Genomic DNA, 6,182 nt, shown 5'->3' with positions numbered 1-6,182 from the left:
TGTGGTGTGGTAACTCCATTCTACACGAGGCCGTTATGGGCTTTTTGTGTTTTCCGTCAGGTGTTGCACTTAATATTACAATTCGTCATTACAAAAAAACGGTTTCACTTGAAACACAAATGAAATTTTACTGAAACTATTACGATGCTATAATCAATTTCAGACGGAAATACTTTGAATTAAATACTTTTCAAATAAGAATTCATACATAAGTGAGGAAACTGACCATGTTAAAAAAATTGCTTTCGACAGTATTGTTAGGAACATTACTTTTGGCAACTGCGCCGAATTCTGGTCATGCTGCGACGATTAAGGAAAAGAAATCTCAAAATGCGACAGAACAGCGTCAATTGGAAAAAGCAATCAAAAAACAAGAAGCTAAAATATCAACGGAACAGCGAGAAATCAATAAAATTGATGCTGCGATCAATGAAAATATTTTCCGGATTTCAGAAAAAAATAAACAGATTCAGCAACTGAATCTTCAGATTAAAGATCTCGAAGCGGAAATTGTTCGATATGAAGCGATGTTGAAACGGCAAGAAGAACTGTTGGGGGATCGTTTACGTGTCCTTCAAGAAAATGATGGAAATTCAATTAAATGGGAAGAAGTCATTTTTGGATCGAAAAATCTAGGGGATTTATTTAGTCGCGTCATGGCAGGTAAAAAGATTGCTGAACAAGATGACAAGATGATTTCTGCCTACCTGGAGACACAAAAAAAACTAGCCGAAATGAAACGTAATCTTATGGCTAAAAAAGAAGAACGTGTTCAAGAAAAAGAAACGTTGTTAGAGCAGAAAAAACAGCTGAAGAAGCAAATGAAGGAACGGAGTGCGACCTTAAAGAAGTTGCGTAAAGGGAAAACGAAGTTCACGACGAAACTATTGAACGCCAAAGAATTACAAGCGACACTAGAAGCACAAGAGCGAGCGATTGCAGCAGCGAAAGCAGCGGCAAAGGCAGCAGCTGAACGTGCTGCAGCTGAACAAGCAGCGGCTGAACGTGCGGCAAAAGAGGCGGCAAAAGCGACGAGCGAATCAAATAAATCCGCAGTCAGTCCTTCTCCGGTCGTTAGTGTTCCAACAGGCTCAGCGAAGTTCATTCGTCCAGCTTCAGGTGGTGTTTCACAAGGATTTGGACCGGCGAGTGGGGCAAACGGGTATACTTTTCATAATGGAGTAGACTTCAGCGGACCAGTGGGGTCGCCGATTCGAGCAGCCGCTTCCGGAACAGTCATTACAGCTGGAAGTGGAGGACCTTACGGAAACCATGTCATGATTTCGCATTTCCTGAATGGTCAAGTCTATACGACGGTGTACGCTCATATGAATTCGTTGGCAGTTCGTGCGGGTCAGACGGTTTCACAAGGTCAATCGCTTGGTACGCTTGGAAGTACCGGCAACTCGACTGGACCACATCTTCATTTTGAATTGCATATCGGTGGATATCAATACAGTGCGACAGGACCGGCAAACACGGTTAATCCACTTGGATATTTATGAAAACGAGCTTCGGCTCGTTTTTTTGATAACGCTATGCTACAGTAAAAAGGAATTAAATTACGAGCAACTAGGGGAGCTGGAGGAGTCCGGCTGAGAGGAAAACTATTCTGTTTTCGACCCTGTCACCTGAACTGGATAATACCAGCGTAGGAAAGTTGAGATCGAAGACATGAGATATAAAACCTAGATGAGGGTTTTTCATGGCGTCGTCTGCTTTTTTACAGCGGACGGCGCTTTTTGTCGTCCGTTTTCTCCTAATTGGCTCATAAGAAAGGGAGGAAGCGATATGAAACATGTATTGACGATTGCAGGATCGGATTCTAGTGGTGGAGCGGGCATTCAAGCAGATTTAAAAACATTTTCTGCCCTCGGCGTGTATGGGATGAGTGTCCTCACAGCGATTACGGCACAAAATACATTAGGTGTCCAAGCCGTCGAGGATGTGTCACCTCGTCTTGTAGAAGCACAATTGACATCTATCTTTTCCGATATTCGTGTTGATGCTGTCAAAATCGGGATGGTCTCTAATCAAGAAACGATTCAAATCATCGCAAAACAATTAAAACAATGTGATGCTCCAATCATTTTAGATCCAGTCATGGTCGCAAAAGGTGGACACGGCTTGTTACGGAAAGATGCAGAACAAGCCTTGTTAGAACATCTGTTACCGCTCGCGACACTCGTCACACCGAACATCCCCGAAATCGAGCGGATGATTGGGAGGACGGTTCAATCGCTTTCGGATATGGAACAAGCAACGGTGGAACTAGCGAAAAGACCCGGGGGAGCCATTTTGCTCAAAGGTGGTCATTTGGAGGGACAACAAGCAATCGATTTGTTATATACGCAAGGAAATCATTACGTGTATGAACAGAAACGACTAACTCGTCAGCACACACATGGTACAGGATGCACGTTGTCTGCTGCGATTGCAGCCCGACTCGCACAAGGTGACTCCTTGTACGACAGTATCATGTATGCGAAACAGTACGTGACGGAGGCGATTCGCCACGGTTTTGCGCTCGGACACGGAATTGGACCAACCCATCACTTTTACGAACTTTGGAGGGAAAATCATGTTACCGATTATTCATGACAAAAAACCACTGATTCATCATTTGACGAACACGGTCACGATCAACGACTGTGCCAATATGACGCTAGCGCTTGGAGGATCCCCAGTCATGGCGGAAGATGTATTAGAAGTAGAAGAGATGGTTGGTCTTGCTGACGCTGTCGTCATCAATACAGGCACGCTGCATCCATCGATCCGGGAGGCGCAACTGTTGGCAGGGAAAACCGCTAATCGATTGGGCAAACCAATTATTCTGGATCCGGTCGGAACAGGCGCGACGACATTACGTACGAATTTCATAAACGAATTGATGCATGACATTCAGTTTACGGTCATTAAAGGAAATGCCTCAGAAATCAAAACGCTAATCGGGCAAGCGACGACGACAAAAGGAGTAGATGTTGCGGAAGGGGAATCACTCGATTTTCAAGCAGTCCATACCTTTGCAGCACAAACCAACCAAGTCATTGTCGTGACAGGTCCGATTGACTTTGTGACGGACGGAAGCCGTCAATGCCGTCTCGATGTCGGGGCAAAGCGGCTTGGGCAAGTGACCGGGACGGGGTGTATGACAGCTTCGTTGATTGCGACGTTTTTAGGAGCGGGATATGGCCGATTCGAGGCAGCCGTATATGGGACATATTTGATGGGCAAAGCAGGGGAGCTTGCTGATCGACAAGCAGGGATCGGTGATTTTCGGACGGGTTTGTTTAATGCAGTCAGTTTAATGACGGAAGAGACGCTTCAGGAGGTGCAAACCGATGGAAACTGATTACTTCGTGTATGCCGTGACCGATCGACGGTTTCACCCTGAATTGAACTTGATAGATGCGGTAGAAGCAGCGCTCAAAGGTGGTGCGACGATTGTTCAATTACGTGAAAAACAAACATCAGGAAAAACTTTTTTAGAAGCGGCCATCGGACTGAAGGCGTTGACGGAACGTTACGGCGTGCCACTGATCATCAATGATCGGATTGATATTGCGATGCTCGTAGGCGCTGGTTTGCATATCGGACAGGAAGACATCCCTTTGCGTGAAGCTCGTCGTCTTCTGCCTACAGCGATGATTGGTGTCTCTGTCTCGACGGTAGAACAGGCACTAATCGCGGAACGGGAAGGGGCGAATTATTTAGGCGTCGGTTCACTTTTTCTGACGACGACGAAACGAAATGCTACTTTCATGCCGAAAGAAACGTTAAAGGCGATTCGTCAAGCTGTTCAGGTTCCGTTGGTCGGGATTGGCGGGATCACCCAAGAAAACATCGGTGAACTAGGCAGTTTAGTCGACGGATATGCTGTCATCTCCACACTGTTTGCGAAAAAAGAAATCGAACGGGCGACACAGGAATTCAGAGAAGCCGCAAAACAAGCGCGTCAGAGCATTTCAGACAGGGTATAGTCATCAAGAGGTGATAAGTCGTGAAATGGCAGTCTATTCGATTTCGGGGACGTTGGATTCGATATAAAATCGAACCACAAATCATTCGAGTCGATAATCGAGGGAAATATCATTTAGGAGCAGCTTTGTTCCCTTTTCCTAATCGGTATTCGTATCAACTAGCTGTTCTATTAAAAAATAAATACCAACAACGTTATAAACGTTCCTTGCTGATTCAAACGAGCTCCATCGCGACTGAGATTTGGGGACACACACATCTCGATCTTTTTTACCGGCTGATGTTGCATCTTCCGTTACCGAGGTTGTTACGGAAACGGTATCGTGAACGCCTATACAGTACAGGTATCATTGATATCGGTGTTCGTGCCGTCGACAATAATCGGATTGTCTGGGATATCGGAAATTTTTTGGGTGGTTGGTTCTTTTACGCGATCACAAGACGAAATCAACACAAATCAGAACGCTGATTGTTCATTTTTTTCCGGATAGCGTCTAAAAGGGTTCTCTTCTGTACTTTAAGAAGAGAACTTTTTTAATAGGAGTCGAGCAGGGGAAACTAGTTATTTTTTGACGGATTTAGAGGTAGGTCAGAGGTCAGGAATGGATTTTCTTGCAATTGATCCGAATCGATGGTGCAATTAAAAGGAAAGAGGTGATTGCGTTGGATGCCCCACGTTGTGAAACGATTGCCATTGATATAAAACGTGCGCAGGAAATTGGGCACGTCGTCGATACGATTCCGACGATGGATATCGGAAAGCTGTTTAAAGTATTATCAGACGCAACGCGTCTGCGAATCGCCTATGCGCTGACGATAGAAGAAGAACTTTGTGTCTGTGACGTCTCCGCTTCAGTCGATTGTTCCATCGCGACAGCGTCCCACCATCTGCGGACCTTGTTGAAACAAGGGTTAGTAAAATATAGAAAAGAAGGAAAAGTCGTCTACTATTCCTTGGATGATCATCATGTGTCCTCTCTTGTGCATCTTGCGATGGAACACGTGAATGAAGGAAAATTCTCGTCCTGAATAAAAACAAAAACAAACACGTACCGTCCATGTGACCGTCACGTGTTTGTTTTTGTTTAGGAGACAGGTTTAGAACGTTGATCTTGTCCGTTTCTTTTATACGGATGCCTACTCTGCTTGGTTTTCGCTACTTCGGTCATCCGCAAGGTGAACGTTGAAGATTTTACGTGACAGACGAACTTCCTGTCACAACCCTACTATCTTCAGTTTTCAAAGAACATGACTCTTTTTTTATTCCTGATTTTAATTGTTTTCAAACCAAGGGTGTCGGACAATTGACGTGTCGCAAGACACGCCTTGCCCGAAGACGATTCATCTCCCACTTGCACTAGGGTTTCGCCCTGAACGTTTAGAAGTGGGAGTATTCTCGTCTAATTTTGATAAAAAGATGGTTGCGGCAATTAACAAAAAAGATAAGATCGATAAACTAATGCACATCCGTTTATAATTCGCCGTTAATTCAGTTGTTAATTCGAGCTTTTGTTCCAATTCACGATACAACTTCTCTTTGATTTGTGAGAGGTCCTCGAGAATCGTTTGAGTGGTTTGAGTCGTCTGCCTAGCTAATTTTTTGGCATTCTGTGGGTGATCGGTTTCATAGACAGTGAACACTTCCTCGATTTCCTCTTCCCAAGCGCTGTTACGTAGCAATAAATCTTTGATTGCACCTGGCGTCTGATTGGATGCATTCAGTAAGCGTCGTAAGTCATGGACTTTTGAAGTGGAAAAATAATACTGTTCGATGTAACGTTCATCTTCGTATAACAATAATCCACGGACGGCATTTGCCCGGTCGCGATTATGTTCTATCAACTCGTCGACTTGCTTGATCATTGGAATATCTTGTCTATGCATTTCTTCCGTCAGTTTAGAAATAGCTCGGTATCCATTCAAGGCATAAAGCAATGGGATTGAAGCGAACAGACTGACAATCAGAATGAGAATGATGCGGTGACGCCACAGCTGATTCATACAATTCATCCTTTTTTACTAATACGTAATGTCATTATCTTAACCACTATTTCCCAAAAAGTGAAGGATTCTGCAAATAAAGATGGAACATTTTCTCTTATCTTGCGTATTGTACACGACGGTTTGTCAAATTAAGTGCAACACTTCTTCCGAGAAGACCTCGTATGCAGTTTTCCAGTTGAGACATTTCCGTGGTCTCCCAT

The 6,182-nt window shown here is 44.2% G+C and carries 7 protein-coding genes and 1 riboswitch; of the genes, 6 read left to right on the top strand and 1 reads right to left on the bottom strand.

Translation table 11 applies throughout. From position 1 onward, the window contains the following. Positions 1–227: 227 nt before the first annotated feature. From KNQ13_RS15260 to KNQ13_RS15235, 6 genes are all read left to right on the top strand, one after another. The gene (locus KNQ13_RS15260; protein ID WP_026830889.1) at positions 228–1,505 is read left to right on the top strand and encodes a murein hydrolase activator EnvC family protein; all 1,278 of its coding nucleotides are present in this window, start codon (positions 228–230) and stop codon (positions 1,503–1,505) included. Positions 1,506–1,564: 59 nt separating this feature from the next. Next, a riboswitch (TPP riboswitch) is annotated at positions 1,565–1,675 on the top strand. Between the two features lie 116 nt (positions 1,676–1,791). Then, positions 1,792–2,601, top strand: coding sequence for a bifunctional hydroxymethylpyrimidine kinase/phosphomethylpyrimidine kinase (thiD, locus tag KNQ13_RS15255; RefSeq protein WP_026830890.1), 810 nt, complete (start codon positions 1,792–1,794; stop codon positions 2,599–2,601). Further along, positions 2,582–3,352, top strand: a complete 771-nt coding sequence (thiM, locus tag KNQ13_RS15250; RefSeq protein WP_026830891.1) for a hydroxyethylthiazole kinase — start codon at positions 2,582–2,584, stop codon at positions 3,350–3,352. The genes thiD and thiM overlap by 20 nt, the downstream gene beginning before the upstream one ends. Next, on the top strand, positions 3,342–3,980 hold the full coding sequence (thiE, locus tag KNQ13_RS15245) for a thiamine phosphate synthase (protein ID WP_026830892.1): 639 nt from the start codon (positions 3,342–3,344) through the stop codon (positions 3,978–3,980). The genes thiM and thiE overlap by 11 nt, the downstream gene beginning before the upstream one ends. A gap of 20 nt (positions 3,981–4,000) precedes the next feature. Next, positions 4,001–4,447, top strand: a complete 447-nt coding sequence (locus KNQ13_RS15240; RefSeq protein WP_014969548.1) for a hypothetical protein — start codon at positions 4,001–4,003, stop codon at positions 4,445–4,447. Positions 4,448–4,596: 149 nt separating this feature from the next. Then, positions 4,597–5,007 carry an ArsR/SmtB family transcription factor gene (locus tag KNQ13_RS15235; protein WP_371818616.1) on the top strand — a complete coding sequence of 137 codons (411 nt, stop codon included), beginning with the start codon at positions 4,597–4,599 and terminating at the stop codon, positions 5,005–5,007. Between the two features lie 312 nt (positions 5,008–5,319). Here KNQ13_RS15235 and KNQ13_RS15230 read toward each other — a convergent pair whose 3' ends face one another. Further along, positions 5,320–5,979 (bottom strand): CHASE3 domain-containing protein, encoded by a 660-nt coding sequence (locus tag KNQ13_RS15230; RefSeq protein ID WP_014969550.1) that lies wholly within the window; start codon positions 5,977–5,979, stop codon positions 5,320–5,322. Positions 5,980–6,182: the final 203 nt, after the last annotated feature.

Origin of the sequence: Exiguobacterium sp. s128 (genome assembly GCF_018618815.1) — a bacterium.
In the GTDB taxonomy this organism is placed as follows: Bacteria; Bacillota; Bacilli; order Exiguobacteriales; family Exiguobacteriaceae; genus Exiguobacterium_A; species Exiguobacterium_A antarcticum.
Note: the sequence above shows the minus strand (reverse complement) of the source record. Positions and strands in the feature narration are given on the sequence as shown.